The organism is Pseudolysinimonas sp. (assembly GCF_039912695.1).
In the GTDB taxonomy this organism is placed as follows: Bacteria; Actinomycetota; Actinomycetes; order Actinomycetales; family Microbacteriaceae; genus Pseudolysinimonas_A.
On sequence record NZ_JBDSPJ010000002.1, the window covers coordinates 179097 to 197178 of the forward strand.

Annotated in this window: 19 protein-coding genes; 2 read left to right on the forward strand and 17 right to left on the reverse strand. The window is 64.7% G+C overall.

Annotation, left to right across the window (positions count from 1 at the left end):
• Positions 1–35: 35 nt before the first annotated feature.
• The 7 genes from secF to ABIR17_RS00995 all read right to left on the reverse strand — a co-directional run bounded on the left by secF (position 36) and on the right by ABIR17_RS00995 (position 6496).
• On the reverse strand, positions 36–1043 hold the full coding sequence (gene secF, locus ABIR17_RS00965) for a protein translocase subunit SecF (protein WP_348002480.1): 1008 nt from the start codon (positions 1041–1043) through the stop codon (positions 36–38).
• A complete protein-coding gene (secD, locus tag ABIR17_RS00970; RefSeq protein ID WP_348002481.1) occupies positions 1043–2782 on the reverse strand; it encodes a protein translocase subunit SecD in 1740 nt (579 codons plus the stop codon). The genes secF and secD overlap by 1 nt, the downstream gene beginning before the upstream one ends.
• Positions 2783–2870: 88 nt before the next feature.
• Entirely contained in the window at positions 2871–3287 is a 417-nt protein-coding gene (locus ABIR17_RS00975; RefSeq protein ID WP_348002482.1) for a preprotein translocase subunit YajC, read from the reverse strand.
• A gap of 76 nt (positions 3288–3363) precedes the next feature.
• Positions 3364–4419, reverse strand: a complete 1056-nt coding sequence (gene ruvB / locus ABIR17_RS00980; protein WP_348002561.1) for a Holliday junction branch migration DNA helicase RuvB — start codon at positions 4417–4419, stop codon at positions 3364–3366.
• A gap of 29 nt (positions 4420–4448) precedes the next feature.
• A complete protein-coding gene (gene ruvA, locus ABIR17_RS00985) occupies positions 4449–5072 on the reverse strand; it encodes a Holliday junction branch migration protein RuvA (RefSeq protein ID WP_348002483.1) in 624 nt (207 codons plus the stop codon).
• A gap of 7 nt (positions 5073–5079) precedes the next feature.
• Positions 5080–5649: a crossover junction endodeoxyribonuclease RuvC gene (gene ruvC / locus ABIR17_RS00990; protein WP_348002484.1), complete on the reverse strand. Its 570-nt coding sequence runs from the start codon at positions 5647–5649 to the stop codon at positions 5080–5082.
• Between the two features lie 82 nt (positions 5650–5731).
• Entirely contained in the window at positions 5732–6496 is a 765-nt protein-coding gene (locus ABIR17_RS00995; RefSeq protein ID WP_348002485.1) for a YebC/PmpR family DNA-binding transcriptional regulator, read from the reverse strand.
• Positions 6497–6576: 80 nt separating this feature from the next.
• Here ABIR17_RS00995 and ABIR17_RS01000 point away from each other — a divergent pair, with 80 nt between their 5' ends.
• Positions 6577–7032: a hypothetical protein gene (locus ABIR17_RS01000; protein WP_348002486.1), complete on the forward strand. Its 456-nt coding sequence runs from the start codon at positions 6577–6579 to the stop codon at positions 7030–7032.
• Positions 7033–7040: 8 nt separating this feature from the next.
• Here the strand turns inward: ABIR17_RS01000 and ABIR17_RS01005 are convergent, their stop codons facing one another.
• The 10 genes from ABIR17_RS01005 to ABIR17_RS01050 all read right to left on the reverse strand — a co-directional run bounded on the left by ABIR17_RS01005 (position 7041) and on the right by ABIR17_RS01050 (position 17096).
• Positions 7041–7649, reverse strand: a complete 609-nt coding sequence (locus ABIR17_RS01005) for a hypothetical protein (protein WP_348002487.1) — start codon at positions 7647–7649, stop codon at positions 7041–7043.
• Between the two features lie 31 nt (positions 7650–7680).
• Positions 7681–8163 (reverse strand): nuclear transport factor 2 family protein, encoded by a 483-nt coding sequence (locus ABIR17_RS01010; RefSeq protein WP_348002488.1) that lies wholly within the window; start codon positions 8161–8163, stop codon positions 7681–7683.
• Positions 8164–8326: 163 nt separating this feature from the next.
• Positions 8327–8914, reverse strand: a complete 588-nt coding sequence (pdxT, locus tag ABIR17_RS01015) for a pyridoxal 5'-phosphate synthase glutaminase subunit PdxT (RefSeq protein ID WP_348002489.1) — start codon at positions 8912–8914, stop codon at positions 8327–8329.
• Complete coding sequence (gene pdxS / locus ABIR17_RS01020) at positions 8904–9830, reverse strand: pyridoxal 5'-phosphate synthase lyase subunit PdxS (protein ID WP_348002490.1); 927 nt, start codon at positions 9828–9830, stop codon at positions 8904–8906. The genes pdxT and pdxS overlap by 11 nt, the downstream gene beginning before the upstream one ends.
• A gap of 48 nt (positions 9831–9878) precedes the next feature.
• On the reverse strand, positions 9879–10448 hold the full coding sequence (locus ABIR17_RS01025; RefSeq protein WP_348002562.1) for an HIT domain-containing protein: 570 nt from the start codon (positions 10446–10448) through the stop codon (positions 9879–9881).
• 40 nt (positions 10449–10488) lie between these two features.
• On the reverse strand, positions 10489–12456 hold the full coding sequence (thrS, locus tag ABIR17_RS01030) for a threonine--tRNA ligase (RefSeq protein ID WP_348002491.1): 1968 nt from the start codon (positions 12454–12456) through the stop codon (positions 10489–10491).
• Positions 12457–12498: 42 nt separating this feature from the next.
• On the reverse strand, positions 12499–13698 hold the full coding sequence (locus ABIR17_RS01035; RefSeq protein ID WP_348002492.1) for a hypothetical protein: 1200 nt from the start codon (positions 13696–13698) through the stop codon (positions 12499–12501).
• Entirely contained in the window at positions 13695–15587 is a 1893-nt protein-coding gene (locus tag ABIR17_RS01040; RefSeq protein ID WP_348002493.1) for a glycosyltransferase, read from the reverse strand. The genes ABIR17_RS01035 and ABIR17_RS01040 overlap by 4 nt, the downstream gene beginning before the upstream one ends.
• A 64-nt stretch (positions 15588–15651) precedes the next feature.
• Positions 15652–16335: a hypothetical protein gene (locus ABIR17_RS01045; protein WP_348002494.1), complete on the reverse strand. Its 684-nt coding sequence runs from the start codon at positions 16333–16335 to the stop codon at positions 15652–15654.
• On the reverse strand, positions 16332–17096 hold the full coding sequence (locus tag ABIR17_RS01050) for a hypothetical protein (RefSeq protein ID WP_348002495.1): 765 nt from the start codon (positions 17094–17096) through the stop codon (positions 16332–16334). Before ABIR17_RS01050 ends, ABIR17_RS01045 begins: the two co-directional genes overlap by 4 nt.
• Positions 17097–17174: 78 nt before the next feature.
• Between ABIR17_RS01050 and ABIR17_RS01055 the strand changes: the two genes are divergently transcribed.
• A complete protein-coding gene (locus ABIR17_RS01055) occupies positions 17175–17924 on the forward strand; it encodes an SDR family oxidoreductase (RefSeq protein WP_348002496.1) in 750 nt (249 codons plus the stop codon).
• Positions 17925–18082: the final 158 nt, after the last annotated feature.

Genomic DNA, 18082 nt, shown 5'->3' on the forward strand with positions numbered 1-18082 from the left:
AGTTATCCGGCGATTCACTCGCCGGACGCCTGGCGTTACGCGGAGACCGCGGACTTTGCCCGAAGGGTCAAGGTGCGCTTGTCGCGCGCCGCGACCTTCGCTTCGCCCTGGCGGAACATCACGTACAGCGGCGAGGCGATGAACGGAGTCGAGTAGGTGCCGATGACGGTTCCCACCAGGAGCGCGAGCGAGATGTCGCGCAGCGTGTCAGCACCCAGCACAAACGACCCGATGAAGAGGATCGCTGCGACCGGGAGTGCCGCCACGACACCGGTGTTGATCGAGCGCACGAGCGTCTGGTTGACGGCGAGGTTGACCGTTTCGGCAAAGGTACGCGTCGACTCGTCACCCTGCTCGGAGGTGTTTTCGCGGATCTTGTCGAACACCACGACGGTGTCGTAGAGCGAGAAGCCGAGGATCGTCAGGAACCCGATGACCGCCGCCGGGGTGATCTCGAAGCCAGTTGCGGCGTAGACGCCGATCGTGATGACGAGGTCGTGGATGAGCGACAGGATTGCGGCCAGCGACATCTTCCAGGTGCGGAAGTAGATGGCCATCAGTATCAGGGCGAGCGACAGGAAGACCGCGAGCCCGATCAGGGCCTGCCGGGTGATGTCAGCACCCCAGGTGGGTCCAATGAACGACGAGGTGACCGTCTCGGTGTCGTACGCCTTCTTCAGCGCCGCGGCGACATCCTGAGTCTGGGGATCGGTGAGCTGATCAGTCTGAACGCGCACGCCGTCGGTTCCCACCGTGGTGACGTGAACACCCACGGCGGCGACGACCGAATGAACAGCGTCTTCAGCGACCGACGGGTTCGTTGATGAGGCCGCCGAAACCGTGAACTGCGAACCACCGCGAAACTCGATGCCGAAGTTGAAGCCGTCGGCGGGGTTACCGCCGCCGCGGATAAACGGCACCGCAATGGCGAGCAGCATCAGCACAGCGCCGATCGTCAGCCAGATGCGACGCATCGGGATGAACGGAACCGAGCGTTCGCCGGTGTAGAGGTCGTTACCGAACCTGGTGAGTCCGTTGGCCATTACTTCTTCCCCTCGGACTCAGCTGCTTTGCGTTCAGCGATCGTCTGGCGAATGCCAGCCTCGCGGCTCGCGCCTCCGCGGCGGGCATCGGCCGAAGTGCGGAACTCGGCACGCCCCCGATAGACCGCGCCGAGGGCGTCGGGATCAAGACCGCTCAACGGGTTACCCGACGAGAAGAACCGCGTTGTTGCGAGCAACTGAAGCATCGGATGCGTGAACAGCACGACCACGAGAACGTCGATGATGACGGTGATGCCGAGGGTGAGTGCGAACCCGCGGACGTTGCCGACGGCGAAGATGTACAGCACGATCGCCGACAGCATCGTGACGCCCTTGGCGGCGTAGATCGTTCTCAGCGCGCGTTTCCAGCCGGCCTCGACGGCACCGACGAGTCCACGGCCGTCACGGAGCTCATCCCTGATGCGCTCGAAGTAGACGATGAACGAGTCGACGGTGAAGCCGATCGCGACGATCAGGCCAGCCACACCGGCCAACGAGAGTCGGTAGTTGTAGTGCTGAGCCGCGATCGTGATGACCCCGTAGGTGATCGCCGCGGCAATCACCAGCGACGAGATCGTCACCGAGGCGAGCGCCCGGTACTGGAAGAACGAGTAGATCACGACGAGCAGCAGGCCGATGCCGCCCGCGACCAGGCCGCTGACGAGTTGGCTCTTACCCAAAGTTGAGTCGATGGTGTCGCGGCTCTGCACCGTGAAGCTCAGAGGTAGCGCACCAAACTTGAGCTGGTTCGCCAGTTCGGTCGCGGTCTCCTGCGTGAAGTTGCCCGTGATCTGAGGCTTGCCGTCGACGATCGAGGACTTGGTCACCGGCGCCGAAATGACCCGACCGTCGAGCACGATCGCGAACTGGTCGCGCGGCGACGCGTTCGCGAGTCGCAACTTGTTGAGCCGCTCCGTCACGGTGGCGAACTGCGTCGTGCCGGTTCCATCGAAGACGATGTTGACGGCCCACGTGTTGGAGGTGACGCCGCTCGAGCCCTGAACGGTGCCGGCGGTGGCATTCGAGATGGTCTCGCCGCTCACCTCGACGGGGCCGAGAAGGTACTTGATCGAGCTGTCGCTTTCGCAGGTGACGAGCGGCAGGTCAGGGTTGGCCGCGTTGGTCTCGGCCGAGACCAGACTCGAGCAATCAAAGGAATCGTATTGGGCCTGCAGGTCGGGGGTGACCCAGTTGAGGTCGCTGTCGTCGGTTGGGGCGATAGACGGTGTCGACCCAGGATCAGGGGTCGCGCTTGCCGTGCCTGTTGAGCCGTCTGTTGGGTTCGGCGAGGCGGGATCCGTCGGCGACGGCGTTGCACCGCCTCCGATCGACGAGGTCGAGGGCTGTCCGGCGAGAAGCACCGGGCGAAATTCGAGCTTCGACGCCGCCTGAATGCGGTCAAGCGTCGCCTGGTCGGGGATACCGGGGATCGACACGACGATGTTCTTGCCGAGGAGGCCGATCTCTGCTTCGGAGGTTCCCGCGTAGTCGACGCGCTGTCGGATGATCGAGACGGCCTGGTTGAGCTGGTCCGTCGACGGATCCTGCCCGTTGACCACAATCGGCTCGAGGATGATTTGCGTTCCACCCTCGAGGTCGAGGGCGAGTTTCGGCGTGGGATCCCAGCCGGCCCAGAGCACACCGCCGCCGATGATGCCCGCGAGCACGACGATAATCGCCCCCAGCCAAGCGAGCGAACGACCGGCCTTACGGACGGGCGTCGACGACTTCGTGGCCACGCGCCTCTACTTTCTACGTTTCGCGGCGCACGACATCGCGCACCTCAGATCGACCTGAACGAGCCAGGCCAACATCCAAGAATAACGACTACTCGGCGGCCTTCTTGCGCGGGCGAGTCGTCTTCGGCTTCGCGGTGCGCTCGCCGTACTCAGGCTCGCCCATCGGCTTGACGCTGCTCTCGTTGAGCATCGCGCCGGATTCTTCGAGGATCTCGGCCTCGTCGGCACTCTCGTCGGCGACGGGTTCGTCAACGACCTTCGCGATCGTCTGGCTGTGCACGCGCAGGCGAGTGCCCGGCGTGGTCTCGATGATCGCCTCGTTCTTCTCGGGGTCGAGCGAGATGAGCATCCCGTAGATGCCCTGGCTCGTCATGATCTCGACGCCGGGAACGATCTTGGCGCGCTGATCTTCAGCCTGGCGACGACGTCGACGCGAGCTGAGGAACATGAAGACGATAAGAACGCCGGCTACGGCGATGAGGGCGTACGAAGTCAAGTCCGGCATGAGCGGTGGAGCCTTCCAAAGTGTCAGGGGATTCGCGGGACCAGCCTAGAACTGAGGGCTGCGCGAACCCCATGCATCATATGTCATCGCCGAAGAGCATCCCCTGTTCCGGCCGCTTCATCCCGAGGTGCTCCCAGGCGCGGCGGGTCGCAACGCGGCCGCGCGGGGTGCGGGTGATCATCCCGATTCGCACCAGGAAAGGTTCGACAACGGCTTCGATCGTCTCCGACTCTTCGCCGACGCTCACCGCGAGGGTGCCCAGCCCCACCGGGCCGCCGTCGAAGCGCGCGATGATCATTTCGAGCACGGCGCGGTCGAGGCGATCCAACCCGATCGGGTCGACGTCATACAGCTCGAGAGCCGCCTGAACGGCGGACATGTCTGCCCGGCCCGCTCCTCCGCCCCGGCTCTGTTGTGCTGGTGCGTCAGCAGAGCCGCGCACCAACGCGTAGTCGCGTACGCGCCGCAACAGGCGGTTTGCGATGCGCGGGGTACCGCGGCTGCGGGTGGCGATCTCGTGCCGGGCCCCCGCCTCGATGTCGAGTTCGAGCATCCGCGCCGCCCGCGCGAGCACCTCATCGAGTTCGGTGTCGTCGTAGAACTCGAGGTTGGCGGTGAAGCCGAAGCGATCGCGGAGCGGGTTTGGCAGCAGGCCGGAGCGGGTGGTCGCGCCGACGAGCGTGAAAGGTGACAGGTCGAGCGGAATGCTCGTAGCGCCCGCGCCTTTGCCGACCATGATGTCGATGCGAAAGTCTTCCATCGCGAGGTACAGCATTTCTTCGGCCGAACGCGCCATGCGGTGGATCTCGTCGATGAACAAGACTTCGCCGGGTACGAGCGACGAGAGCAGCGCCGCGAGGTCGCCCGCGTGCTGGATCGCCGGACCGCTCGACATGCGCAACGGCCGATTGCTCTCATGCGCGACGATCATCGCGAGTGTCGTCTTGCCGAGCCCGGGCGGACCGGCGAGCAGGATGTGGTCGGGCGTGCGATTTTGGATCGCAGCCGCGTCGAGCAGCAGTTGCAACTGGCCGCGAACCTTCACTTGCCCGACAAACTCGGCGAGCGACCGCGGACGCAGCGCCCCCTCAAAGGCAAGTTCTGCCTCAGACTCCACGGCGGGTCGAACGATGGCGTCGTCTTCCGTGCCGGGCAACTCGCTCACGGACGCACCTGCTGGGGGCTGAGGCGTGCCAGCGCCAACCGAAGGAGGGCAGGAACGGCGAGGGAACCGTCTTCGGTCGCCGCGTCAATGACCTCGTCGACCGCCTGGACGGCAACACGTTCGTTCCAGCCGAGGCCGACCAGCGCCGCGACCACATTCTGTGCCGTGCTGGAGGTCGTGGGCGCCAACGCTCGCACCCCGCTGGGCGCGACAATCTTGCCCGCGAGTGACACGACGATGAGCTTCGCGGTCTTGGGTCCGATCCCCGACACCTTGCGGAACGGCGCGTCGTCTTCGGTCGCGACCGCGGCCGCGATCTGGTCGGGGCTGAGGGTCGCGAGAACGCCGAGGGCCGACTTCGGGCCCACCCCCGATACTCCGCGCAGGAGGTCGAACATGTCGAGTTCTTCGGTCGTGGCGAACCCGTACAAACTCATGTCGTCTTCACGCACGATCAGGGCGGTGTGGATGCGCGCTTCCTGCCCGACGCGCAGCGTGAGAGCGAGGTGCGGGGTGACCTGCACCGCGTACCCGACTCCGCCGACCTCGACGCCCACCAGAGACCCTGTTGCGCCCGTTGCCGAAATGCTAAGTACCGTGCCGCGCACCGAAGAAATCACGACCAGATCACCTCGCCACCCTACGCTCGGCTTCGCGCCACGCCCTTTGTGCCGGGGTCTCCCCCGACGTCACAGGCTGAGCAGCCCGCGACGCGGTGGCATCGAAGCCTCCGCGCCAGCCGTGGCAGATCGCGAGCGCGAGGGCGTCGGCCGCATCCGCGGGTTTCGGGATGGCATCCAGTCCGAGAATACGCATCACCATCGTCCCGACCTGCTGCTTCGCGGCGGCGCCGTAACCGGTGATCGCAGCCTTGACCTCGCTGGGAGTGTGCAGCCCCACGGTGAGCCCGCGGTCGGCCGCGAGGGAGAGCGCGATTCCGCTGGCTTGCGCGGTGCCCATGACGGTGCGCAAATTGTGTTGGGCGAAGACTCGCTCGACGGCAACGGCATCCGGGGCAAATTCGTTCAGCAGTTCGGAGATTCCCCTCGAGACGGCGAGCAGACGCTCCTCGAGAGGGTCGGTCGGCAGGGTGCGGATGACGCCGGCGTGCACGAAGGTCACCCGGCGGCCGGCAGCGAGGTCGATGACCCCGACGCCACACCGGGTCAGGCCCGGGTCGATTCCGAGAATCCGCACCCGTTTAAGCTACCGGACTATTAGTACATAGTTTCGAGCAACACGCGGGGTCGACGTCGGAACGGCGCGCGGAGACGCTGCGTCAGTCGTCCTCGTCGTCGAGGAGCGCCTGCACCTCGGCAGACACCTCGATGTTGGTGAAGATGTTCTGCACGTCGTCGCTGTCTTCAAGAGCGTCGATGAGTCGAAAGACCTTGCGGGCCGTGTCAGCGTCGGCCTCGACCGTGACGGTCGCGACAAATTCGGCCTCGGCGGAGTCGTAGTCGATGCCGGCATCTTGCAGGGCCGAACGCGCGCCCACCAGCGACGAGGGATCGGTGATGACCTCGAATCCGCCGCCCTGGTCGATGACCTCCTCAGCCCCCGCATCCAAAACGGCGAGCAGGATGTCGTCTTCGCTAACGGTCGCGATCTTGGTGATCGAGATGACACCCTTGCGGTGGAAGTTGTAGGCGACGCTGCCCGGGTCAGCCATCGTGCCGCCATTGCGTGACATCGTCGTGCGCACCTCGGCGGCCGCGCGGTTCTTGTTGTCGGTCAGACACTCGATCAGCAGCGCGACGCCGTTCGGGCCGTAGCCCTCATAGATGATCGTCTGATAGTCAATGCTTTCGCCCGAGATGCCCGCTCCGCGCTTGATCGCACGATCGATGTTGTCGTTGGGAACCGAGGTCTTCTTGGCCTTCTGCACCGCCTCAAACAGGGTCGGATTGCCCGCCATGTCGGCGCCGCCGATCTTGGCAGCGACCTCGATGTTCTTGATCAACTTGGCGAACGACTTCGCGCGCCGACTGTCGATGATGGCCTTTTTGTGCTTCGTGGTTGCCCACTTGGAATGCCCGCTCACGGTGCTCCTTCACTGCCGCCCTGAAACCGGCCCCAATTCTAGCTGGCGGCTCGAGACTCGTCCGCCCTAGGCTCCGACGGGTGGTCGCCCGCTGGTTCCGTATCGCTCTCGCTGAGAACGCCTTTCGACGTTACCTGGTTGAGATCGCCCTTCCGCTCGACGGACTGAAGATTGGCGCCGCCGTGACCACTGTCGCCGAGTTCTACCGATCGGCCCGAGCGCAACACACGTCGCTGCCCGACGACGGCGACGGGCTGCTCTGGCAGTGGGGACCGGATGCCGACGGCACCCGCTTCGTTGCCGACCTCACGCGTCAACTGATTCGGGATGGCGACGACCAGCCCATCGTGCAGCTAACCCTCGGGCTCTCCTACCGTTGGACGCCCGCGCGTCGCGCCCTCGGCCGCGGGCAGGACTGGTGTTTCGACCCGAGTGCCTCGGCTGAGTTCGAGGGGCTCATCCGTCGGTCGCCCGAATTCCGCGCCATCGCATCCGCAGTACCGGCCGATGTGACGCTGCGCACCGACACCCTCTGACGACGACCTCAGCCTTCGTGCAACCGCACTCCCGAGGAGCGCAATTCGAGCTGCGCGAGCCGCCGCACGACCTCGGGTTCGCCCCGACGCCACGCGCCCAGGGCATCCGCATCGATCTTCGTGATCGACGAGAGCTTCTGAGTCGTCAGCGCCCGAAGCGCGAGCAGATCCATTCCGGCTGGAGCTTTGACGACTGACTTGGCGCGGCTGGCTTTGCGAATGAACATGATTCGCGGCACCAACCAGATCAGCAGAATCGTGATGACCGGAAGCAACGGGATGCCGATCCCGAGAGTGATCGCCAACTGCAGCACGGCATCCTGCTGTGCCTGACCGGCGGCCTCCAGCGCACCACCCGCAGCGCTCGCCCCGTCAAACGGCACCCGGATGCCCGGGCCGATGATCGGCACCGACCCGAGCGACTCTCCGAGATTCGACATGGAGATCTGAATCCCCGCGCCGGCCTCCTCCATCTTCACGCCGAAAAATGCGAGGTTCTCGACCAGGGTGAACACGGTGATGCCGAACCAGACCCACAGTCCGATCGAGAAGATTGCCGCGATATCGGCAATGATCTGACGGGTGCGACGGCCAGCGAAATCGGAGTAGATCTTCATTCCCCGATTCTGGCCGTCGCAGGCCCGTAAGTCACTGCGTGCTGTCGACCTTCCAGGTTCCGCCCTCTTGGATCACGGTGAACGTCACTGGGCTCGTAATGGGTTGGGTCGTGGGATCGGTCTTGTCGGAGACGGTCAAAGTTCCCTTTACCGTCGCCGTGCTCCCCGAGATGTCAGTGCTGGAGATGACGAACGTGTAGTTGATCGTGTTGCCAGCGCTAAAGCCCCCGGCCTTCTCGCAGTCATCGGCGGAGACCGAGCCGCCGCGGAAGTTTTCGGTTGTCACGGCGACATAAAGCTTGCAGTCACCAGTCTGGACGGCCCGAATCAAGTCGTTTGCAGCCTGCGCCGGCCCACGGCTGCCGCCCAGAACGGCGACCAAGATCACGGCCACGATGACCAAGACGATGACCACCGCGCCACCGATGATCAGCGGAAGACGGAGCTTCTTGCCAAGGGAGGGGGCAGTCGGTGCGGCAACTGCCGCCGCATCGGGGGCCGGTGCGGGGGGCACGCTAGCGGCCGGTGCGGGGGGCACGCTAGGGGGCGGTGCCGGGGGCAAGTTAGCGGCCGGTGCGGCCTCGGGTGCAACCTCAGTCATGTCATTCGCCTTTCCCACGTTGTCGTGGAATCAGCCTATCGGCAGGTTGAGGCGGCTATTGTGCACTGCCCGTCGCTCAGAAGCGCTCGAGAAACCTGGCATGAAACCGGTATTCGTGCGTGATCTCGGGGTGAAACGCGGTGCCCAAGATGTTGCCCTGCTCCACCGCGACGACCCGGCCGTCGTCGAGCGTTGCAAGAACCCGGGCCGCCGGACCGACCGATTCGACGACAGGCGCCCGAATGAATACAGCGTGCACGGGCGGCTCACCGAGCTCAGCAACGGCGATATCGGTTTCGAAGGACTCGTTCTGATTGCCGAAGGCGTTGCGACGCACGACGATGTCGAGCCCGCCGAGGGTTTGCTGTCCGGTGATGGCATCCCGAACGGTGTCGGCCAACATGATGAGCCCGGCGCAGGTGCCGTAGGTGGGCATTCCTGCGGCGATGCGAGCCTTGAGCGGTTCAGCAAGCCCGAACATGCGGGTCAGCTTGTCCATCACGCTTGACTCGCCGCCGGGGATGACGAGGCCAGCTACGTCGTCAAGTTCACGTTCGCGACGCACCGGCACAGCATCCGCGCCGAGCTCTCTAAGCACGAGCAGGTGCTCACGGAAATCGCCTTGGAGGGCGAGGACTCCTACCCTGGGGCCGCTACCAGCCACGATCGGCAAGGCGGTGCGGCGCCGGGATGTCGGCGACGTTGATGCCGACCATCGCCTCGCCGAGTCCGCGGGATGCGGCAGCGATTTCGGCCGGGTCGTCGAAGAAGGTTGTTGCCTTCACGATCGCGGCGGCCCGTGCGGCCGGGTTGCCTGCCTTGAAGATGCCCGACCCGACGAACACGCCGTCAGCCCCGAGCTGCATCATGAGTGCGGCATCGGCGGGCGTCGCGACGCCCCCGGCTGTGAATAGCACGACGGGCAGCTTGCCGCTTGCCGCCACCTCTGCAACGAGTTCGTAGGGTGCTTGAAGTTCTTTCGCGGCGACATACAGTTCGTCTTTGCTCTTCGACTTCAGGGCGTTGATCTCGCCCAGGATGGTGCGGATGTGCTTGGTCGCCTCCGAGACGTCGCCGGTGCCGGCCTCGCCCTTGGACCGGATCATCGCCGCGCCCTCGGTGATGCGACGCAGCGCCTCACCGAGGTTGGTCGCCCCGCACACGAACGGCACGGTGAACGGCCACTTGTCGATGTGGTTGACGTAGTCAGCCGGGGAGAGAACTTCGGATTCGTCGATGTAGTCGACACCGAGCTGCTGCAGGATCTGCGCCTCGACGAAGTGCCCGATGCGCGCCTTGGCCATCACCGGAATCGAGACGGCCGCAATGATGGCGTCAATCAGGTCGGGGTCGCTCATGCGGGCAACGCCGCCTTGGGCGCGAATGTCGGCTGGGACGCGCTCGAGTGCCATAACCGCGACGGCCCCGGCATCCTCGGCGATCTTCGCCTGGTCAGCGGTGACGACATCCATGATCACGCCGCCCTTGAGCATCTCGGCGAGTCCGCGCTTGACGCGACTCGTTCCCAGTTCTTGGCCAGCAGAGCCGGCAACAGCCGGGGAAGTCTCAGTCGTACTCATAACCGTCGATTCTACGTTCGTTCTCGGAGAGGCATCCGGTGCCACCGGTCACAGCGTGGCTGCAGGCCAGGCGGCCGCGAGCTCATCCCGCACCTCACCCAACAGCCGCGGCAATGCCTTGGTGTGCGCGATGATCGGGAAGAAGTTTGCGTCGGTCGCCCACCGCGGTACCAGGTGCTGGTGCAGATGCGCGGCGATGCCCGCGCCAGCGATCGCTCCCTGATTCATTCCGATGTTGAACCCATCGCAATGCGAGGTCGCCGTCAGCACACGCATGGCCGCCTGAGTGAGGCTACCGATCTCGGCGACCTCCTCGGGGGTCGCCTCGTCATACGTCGCAACGTGACGGTAGGGCACGACCAGGAGGTGGCCGCTGTTGTACGGATACAGGTTCAGGATGACGTACGCGCTCACGCCTCGATACACGATCAGCGCCTGCTCATCGCTCAGGGTCGGCGCCGTGCAGAAGACGCATTCGTCCCCCGGTGCTGGCTGCCCCTTCTCGATGTAGGCGATGCGGTGTGGAGTCCACAGTCGCTGAAAACCGTCGGGGATGCCGGCGAAGTTCGACGACGGCTCGGCGTCGCGATAGACCGTGCCGTCGTAGTCGGCGGGCACAGCGTCCGACGGCACGGCGTCCGGGTGAACTTCAGGCACGTCAGACCTGCGCGTGCGTGTCGATGGCCTCATGGATGCGACGCACGGCTTCGTCGATCGCGACCCCGTTGTCTTGGGTCCCGTCCCGGAACCGGAACGAGACGGTGCCGGCATCCCGGTCCTTCTCCCCCGCAATCAGCTGGAACGGGACCTTCATCAGAGTGTGGTTGCGGATCTTCTTCTGCATCCGCTCGTCGGAGTCGTCGAGTTCGCCCCGCACGCCCTCGATCTTCAACCGGTCGAGGATCTCGCCGAGGTAGTCGGCGTACTCCTCGGCAACCGGGATGCCGACCACCTGAACCGGCGACAGCCACACCGGGAACGAGCCGGCGTAGTGCTCGAGCAAGATGGCGAAGAATCTCTCGATTGACCCGAACAGTGCCCGGTGGATCATGATCGGCCGCTTCTTCGTGCCGTCCTTGTCGGTGAACTCCAGCTCGAAGCGCTCAGGCAGGTTGACATCCACCTGAACGGTCGAGAGCTGCCAGACGCGGCCGATGGCATCCCGAGTCTTGAGGTCGATCTTGGGGCCGTAGAAGGCCGCCTCGCCGGGAACCTCGGTGTACTTCAGCCCCGACGCCTTCGCGACCTGGCGCAGCGCATCGGTCGAGTATTCCCAGAACTCGTCGGAGCCGATCCACTTCGACTTCTCGTCGTCACGCATCGAGAGTTCAAGTTCAAAGTCGTCGAGGCCGAAGTCGCGCAGCATCGAAATGACGAAGTCCAGGACCTTGGTGGTCTCGGCCTCAAGCTGGTCGGGGGTGACGAAAAGGTGCGAGTCGTCCTGCGTGAAACCGCGCACCCGGGTGAGTCCGTGCAGCGCGCCGGAGAGCTCGTTGCGGTAGACCGTGCCGTTCTCGGCCAGCCGCATCGGAAGGTCGCGGTAACTGCGCGCGCGCTCCTTGTAGATCAGGATGTGCATCGGGCAGTTCATCGGCTTGAGGTAGTAGTCGACGCCCTGTTTGGTGACGTTGCCCTCGGCATCCACCTCCTCATCCATGCGGATCGGCGGGAACATGCCCTCCTTGTACGTCACCAGGTGATTCGAGGTGAGGAACAGATCCTGCTTGCTGATGTGCGGGGTGTAGACGTAGGTGTAGCCCGCGGCGATGTGGCGCGTACGGGCATGCTGCTCCATCTCTTGACGGATGACGCCCCCACGCGGATGCCAGACCGACAGCCCCGAGCCGATCTCTTCGGGGAACGAGAACAGGTCGAGCTCTTTGCCGAGTTTGCGGTGATCGCGCTTCGCGGCTTCCTCGAGGCGCTCGAGGTAGTCCCTGAGCGCTCCCTTGTCGGGCCACGCCGTGCCGTAGATGCGCTGCAGCTGCGGGTTCTTCTCCGACCCGCGCCAGTAGGCGGCCGCGATCCGCTGCAGTTTGTGAACGCCGAGCGCGCCGGTGTTGGAGACGTGCGGGCCGCGGCACAGGTCTTTCCAGACCGTCACGCCCTCGCGGTCGACGTTGTCGTAGATGGTCAGTTCGGCGCCACCGACCTCGACTGATTCGCTGTCGTCGCCCGATCCCTGGCCGTGGCCGACGTGACCCTTGAGGCCGATCAGCTCGATCTTGTACGGCTCCCCCGCAAGTTCGGCGCGCGCCTCAGCTTCGGTGACGACCCGCCGTTGAAAACGTTGGCCCGACCGGATGATGCGGTCCATCTCCTTCTCGATCGCGACGAGGTCGTCGGGAGTAAAGGGGGTCGCGACATCGAAGTCGTAGTAGAAGCCGTCGGTGATCGGCGGGCCGATGCCGAGCTTCGCGTCGGGGTTGATCTTTTGCACGGCTTGCGCCATCACGTGTGCGGTCGAATGCCGCAGGATGTTGAGGCCGTCAGGCGAGTCGATGGCGACGGACTCCACGACATCCGTTGTCGTGACGAGGCTCGCCTTGTCCTTCAGGTCTCCGTTGACGCGGATCGCGACGACGGAGCGGTCGGGAAAGAGGTCGAACCCGGTCTGCTCACTCACCGTTCAACGATAGTGGCGCGACCTCAACGCCACGGGCTGCCCTCAGCTACCGATTCCGCCGAACACCTGAGTCAGCGTGTGCATCCACGAAATCACGATCTCGCGATTGAAGGCTGTGACCCACGCGATCACGATCTGCAGACCAGCCACGATGTCGACCAGTGCCGCGGGCAACTTCTCTTTTGCGGTCGGGATCAGGGCGATGATCATCACCGTCATCAGGATGAAGGTGTTTCCGGCAGACCCGGAAGGGATCAACCCGAGCACATACGACCCGAGCACGGCGATGAAAACGAGCGTCGAAACGACGATCGCCGCGCGCCGACGCACGATCAGCGCAATCAGCCAGGCGCTCACCACCGGTGCAACGAGCAGGAGGCCGTTGAAACTGAGAAGGACGTCGCCCAGATGGGCGAAACGATTAGACGTGCCCACGAGGATCCCTCGGCTGAGCGGATTGAGAACGGTGCCGGTGAATATCCAATTGAGCGCCAAAATCGCGCCCACTGCGGCAACAGTGGGATAGACGATGACCAGAACGTTCGCCCATCGAGCGCCCTTCTGATCCGACCGGGCAAGCCGAACGAACGGTGTGGCGAGTGCCGCAGTGATGACATAGACGATCCCGCTCAGGTCAGTGAGGGTGGCCAGCATCAGCAGCATGCCCGCGCGGAAACCTGACCGAGTATTGCGCCACGCCACAAACCGCACCACGTCGGATGCGGCAATGCCAAACAATGCCAAGCCCATGAATGCGGCAAAGTTCTCAACCGCCGTGTACGCGAACAGCGGATTGGCGCCGACCGCGAGCGTCAAAATGACGGTCGTGGGCCGAGGGAAGCGGCGCTGCACCATGATCTCGATCAGCTTCTGCAAGAAGATGCCCGCCACGAGCGCTCCGGCAACCGCGAGGCCAGCGCGGCCACCCGGGATGATGGTGGCGAGCAGGGTCGAAATCGGCGGCGAGATTTGGCTGATCCAGTCGGGGTCTGCCCGATCCCACGGGATGGTCGCAATGTGATCGAGCAGTTGCTGATTCGGGGTGTTGAGGCTCTGAGCCGCCGTTGTGGCGTTTCCGATCCACGCGATCAGGAGGTACGGCACCGCGAGGGCGAGGCGCAGCGCCCACCGCACGAACGGATCGCGCGGGAAGGCGTCGAGTCGCGTGCGCGAGGCCCGCCGGGAGGTGCGGCGCACGGGACGCGCGGGGGTTTCGGGCAGCGCGTGGTTGGTCAAACTCATGACGCCACCACCCCCGGCGGCTGTTCGGCATGGTCGCGTGTCTGGTGGGTGAGGCCGTGCTCGGTCTTCTCCCAGTAGTGCGGATTGAACAGCAGTTGCCAGAGCGCTTTGTACGAGGCGAGGGAGTGCAGAATCCAGTACACGGGGTTGAGCAGCGACCACAGGATCAGGTCGAATGTTCCCCGCTTGTACGGTCCCATCATCGACAGGTAGACCATGACGGAACTGCCGATCACAAAGTTCAGAAGTGTGATCCACAGCAGCCAGACCGGAAAGAACGGCTCCAGCCACTGGGTCGGGATGAAGATCGTGAAGGCTGTGACCACGTAGAGCGGGATCACCGCAAGGAAGGTGACCGGCGTGCCCGCGATGAGCAGCACGAAGCTCAGGAATCGACGAAGACCCACTTCTCGGATGAGTGCGAGCGGCCGGCGGGCGTGCACCAACGACGTCTGCATGTAGCCCTTGATCCAGCGACTGCGTTGGCGAATGAAGTTCGGAATCGACGTATTGGCTTCCTCCATCGTCGTGGAGTTGATGACCCCGACCCTGAAGCCCATCGCGCTGGCACGGATGCCGAGATCGGCATCCTCAGTCACGTTGTAGGGGTCCCAGCCGCCCAGTTCGATCAGCGCCTGCGTGCGGAAGTGATTGCTCGTGCCGCCCAGCGGGATCGGCAGATCGGCCGCGTCGAGCCCGGCAAGCATGTAGTCGAACCAATAGTTGTATTCGAGCGTGAACATGCGGGTGAGCACGTTCTCGTCGGCGTTGAAAAAGTTGAGCGCCGCCTGCACGCACACGGTCTTCGCGCCGCCCCTGCGGAACGCGACGATGCACTTCTTGAGTTGGTCGGCATCCGGTGCATCTTCGGCGTCGTAGATCACCAGAAACTCGCCGGACGCCAAGAACAGCCCGACATTGCACGCGCGCGGCTTGGTTTGCGGTGTGCCCTTCGGGATGGTCACGAGATGGAAATGCGGCGGCGGATTCGACCCCAGATAGGCCTCGCGCGTTAGGTGATCCTCTTCCTCGATGAGCACGAGCACCTCGAGTTTGTCGGCCGGGTAGTCGATGTTGCCCAGATTGCTGACCAACTGAGGCACGATGTTGGCCTCGCGGAAGACGGGCACCAACACTGTGTACTTCGGGAGGTCGACATCCCGAAGCGCATCGACCTGCTCACGGGATACCCGTTCAACGACGTCGTACCTGGCTCCGCGCATCGCGATCAAGAACTTGAAAATCGTGCTCGCCAGGAAAGCGACGCTCACGATCGTGAGAACGGTGATGACCGTCGCCACGGGCCAGATGACGAGTGAGACGACACCAACGAGCGCGATCAGGATGAAGCCGATCTTTTGTCCGCGTGAGAACACCTGCCGAGCCGACAGCTTCGGGTTTTGCCGAAACAGCTCGTTGGCGGCTTCGTCGGCAATCGCCTTGTGGAAGACCGTGAGGAGCAGATTGCGGATGTCCCAGGAGGTCGCCACCACGAAACGCGCGGGAGCACCGATCACGGACTCAATATGGGCGCGGCGGGCTTCATCGGGCACCCGCGCTGTGGCAACCCGGATGACGCCATCGGAGTCGCGCCGCAACGGCATCCAGTTCTCGGCGAGCATCTGCTGGCCCGACCAGCGATGGATCAGCTGGTCGTCGCGACTTGTCGTGGTCAGGTCGACGACCGGGAGACCCCAGGCGCGGGCCATCACGCTGCGCAGTTCGTCGGTTGAGATCATCCCGAGGCTGATCAGCACCTCGTCGATGTGCGACCCGGTGCGCGCTTTCGCGGCGCGCGCGAACTCGAGTTGTTCCCGCGTAATAAGCCCCGAGTTGAGCAGCAGCTCCGCAAAAGCGACGCTCTGCGCTGAGGGCACCCCCCGTGCCATAGGTCCATCGTGTACCCCACGGGATCGGTCGGCAAGACCCCGCCTAGGGGCCGCGCGGCGCGCCTTAGGAAACGCGCACCCAGAGCCCGGTGCCGGTCGGACCCCAGCGCACCTGGAGACCCATTCCCGAGAACTCGACGCCATCGGCAAGGAACCGAGTCTCCGGAACGCAACGTGACGTGCCTTCGAGAGTTCGCATCACGATCACGCACACCTGAGGGACGCCGTCATCCATCCCCCGTACCGCGTAAACCGTCGCGGTCTCGTCGGAGCCGATCCACCGCACGTCGATGTCGGTGAGGCGGTCGTCGAACCAGTCGGTGACGCTGAAGCCTCCGCCGAGATCGTCGTGCGCGGTCGCCTCACGTTCGAACACACTCAGCGACGGCAGGTCGTCGGATGAGACCACCCGCACCGGGACGGGTGTCGGGGATTCGGTCGGCAGTATCGGCGCGGTCAATGGCATGAGCGTCGTGCCGAGCGCGACACCCGACGCACCGACGATCACGCCCGCTACCGCCGCGATTGCGACCCGCCGACGTCGAGTGGATGCTGGCGCGGCCCGGGTCTCCTGCGGATCCGGGGCGTTCTCATCGCTCGGCTCGTTCCCCGGAGGAATCTCGTCGACCTGATTTACCGCGGGCGCCGACTCGAGTTCAGCGAGGCGGAGGCGGTCGGCATCCGTTCCTCCGCGGGAATACGCGCGCAGCCGGAGGCGCGTGACTTCCTCAGGATCGATCGTGGTCACGGCCCCATCGTGCGGTCGCCGGAAAGGTAATTCGCCGGATTCGGCGCCGGCGGGGATGTGGGGGCGGCCGCTGGGTCCTCGACGAACCACATCTCGGTGCCCTGTGGCCCCCAGCGAAAGTCGAGGCCGAAAGTAGCCAGGCGAACCCCGCGGATGGCGAAGTCACCCGCCTCGGCACAGCTCGCCCCCGACTCTGTCAGCTGCTGCACGATCAAACACACTGTCGTCTCACCGTTCAGGGTGCCGCGCGCGGCGTACACCGTGCTGCCGTCGACCGCGCCGAGCCACCGCAATTGGGCGTCCTCGGTTCCGCCGGGCAACACGTGGTCGAGCGGGATGAGGAGGTTGGCGGGATCGTCGGCAGCCGCCGCATCCCGGTCGAAGATCGCGAGGGACGTGACCTCATCCGGTGTCGGGGAGGCGCCCGCTCCGGGCTGAGCCGTCTGCATGGAAATACCTGCAGTCACGACCGCGCCGACGGCGAGCCCCGCGACTGCGGCGGCGACCAGGTGACGTGGGGTGATCAATCGGCGCGGAGGTTCAGTCGCCGCGTGCGGCGGGTTCTCGTCGGATTCGACCTCGGCACCGAATGCTTCAACAGGCCCGGGCGCCGTGGTGGGGAGCTCGGCCGAGACTCGGTGAACGTCTTCCAACTCGGCGAGACGCCGACGATCGTTTTCGGTCCCCGAGCGCGAGTACGCGACTCGGCGCAGCATGTCGAGTTCATCGACATCGCCGGTGGGCGCTTCCTCGTCAGCCACGACAGCACTCTAAGCGCGGCCGCCAGCCGCGCGCTGCGCAAACGATTCGCGATCAGCAGCCGTAGATAGGCTTGACGCGTGACTCGGCGGAAAGCGGTATTGCTTACAGGGGCGGGCCGCGCAACCAGCATCGCTCACGGCATTGGGCTGACCCTAGCCAACGACGGATGGAACCTTGCTCTCACCACGTGGACTCCCTATGACCGTGAAGCTGCTTACGGCGGGAGCCTCGGCGACATCGATGAGTTGAAATCAAACCTGACTGCTGCCGGAGCGACTGTCGTCAGAATCGAAGCAGATCTGGCCGATCCTCAGGTACCAGCACAAGTCGTCGTTCGGGCGGCGGAGGAGCTCGGCGGGCTAGACGCGCTCGTAATCTCGCACTCCCACAGCGCGGATTCCTCAATCATGGACACCACCCTGGAGAGCTTCGACAGACACTTCGCTGTGAATGCTCGTGCGGCCTGGCTGCTTATCCGTGCCTTCGCCGAGCTCAGGCCGGTGGCCGGACGCATCGTCGCGCTAACGAGCGACGACGTTGTCTTCAATCTCCCTTACGGTGCCAGCAAGGGAGCGCTGGACCGCATAGTTCTGGCCGCGGCCGGAGAGCTGGGCACGCGGGGAATTACTGCCAACCTCATCAATCCGGGCCCGATCGACACCGGATGGATGAACGAGAACGATCGAGCTTCGCTCTTGTCCCGTCAGCCACTAGGTCGACTTGGCACTCCGCGGGACACGGCCAACTTGGTGCGATTCTTGCTGTCCGATGAGGGTGCATGGATCACCGGGCAACTGCTGAACAGCGACGGCGGCTTCCTCCGCTGACTCCGGCTCTTGCCGGGCCGCTACCCACCGCATGTCGGTCGTGCAGATAGACCCCCTCTCCCGCGCGATTGCCGCGATCGCTCTCGTCGTGGCAATCGTCAGCCTCGCGCAAGCCAATCGGGCGACCGACCGAGCCCGCAGCGCCGCCCTCCGCGATG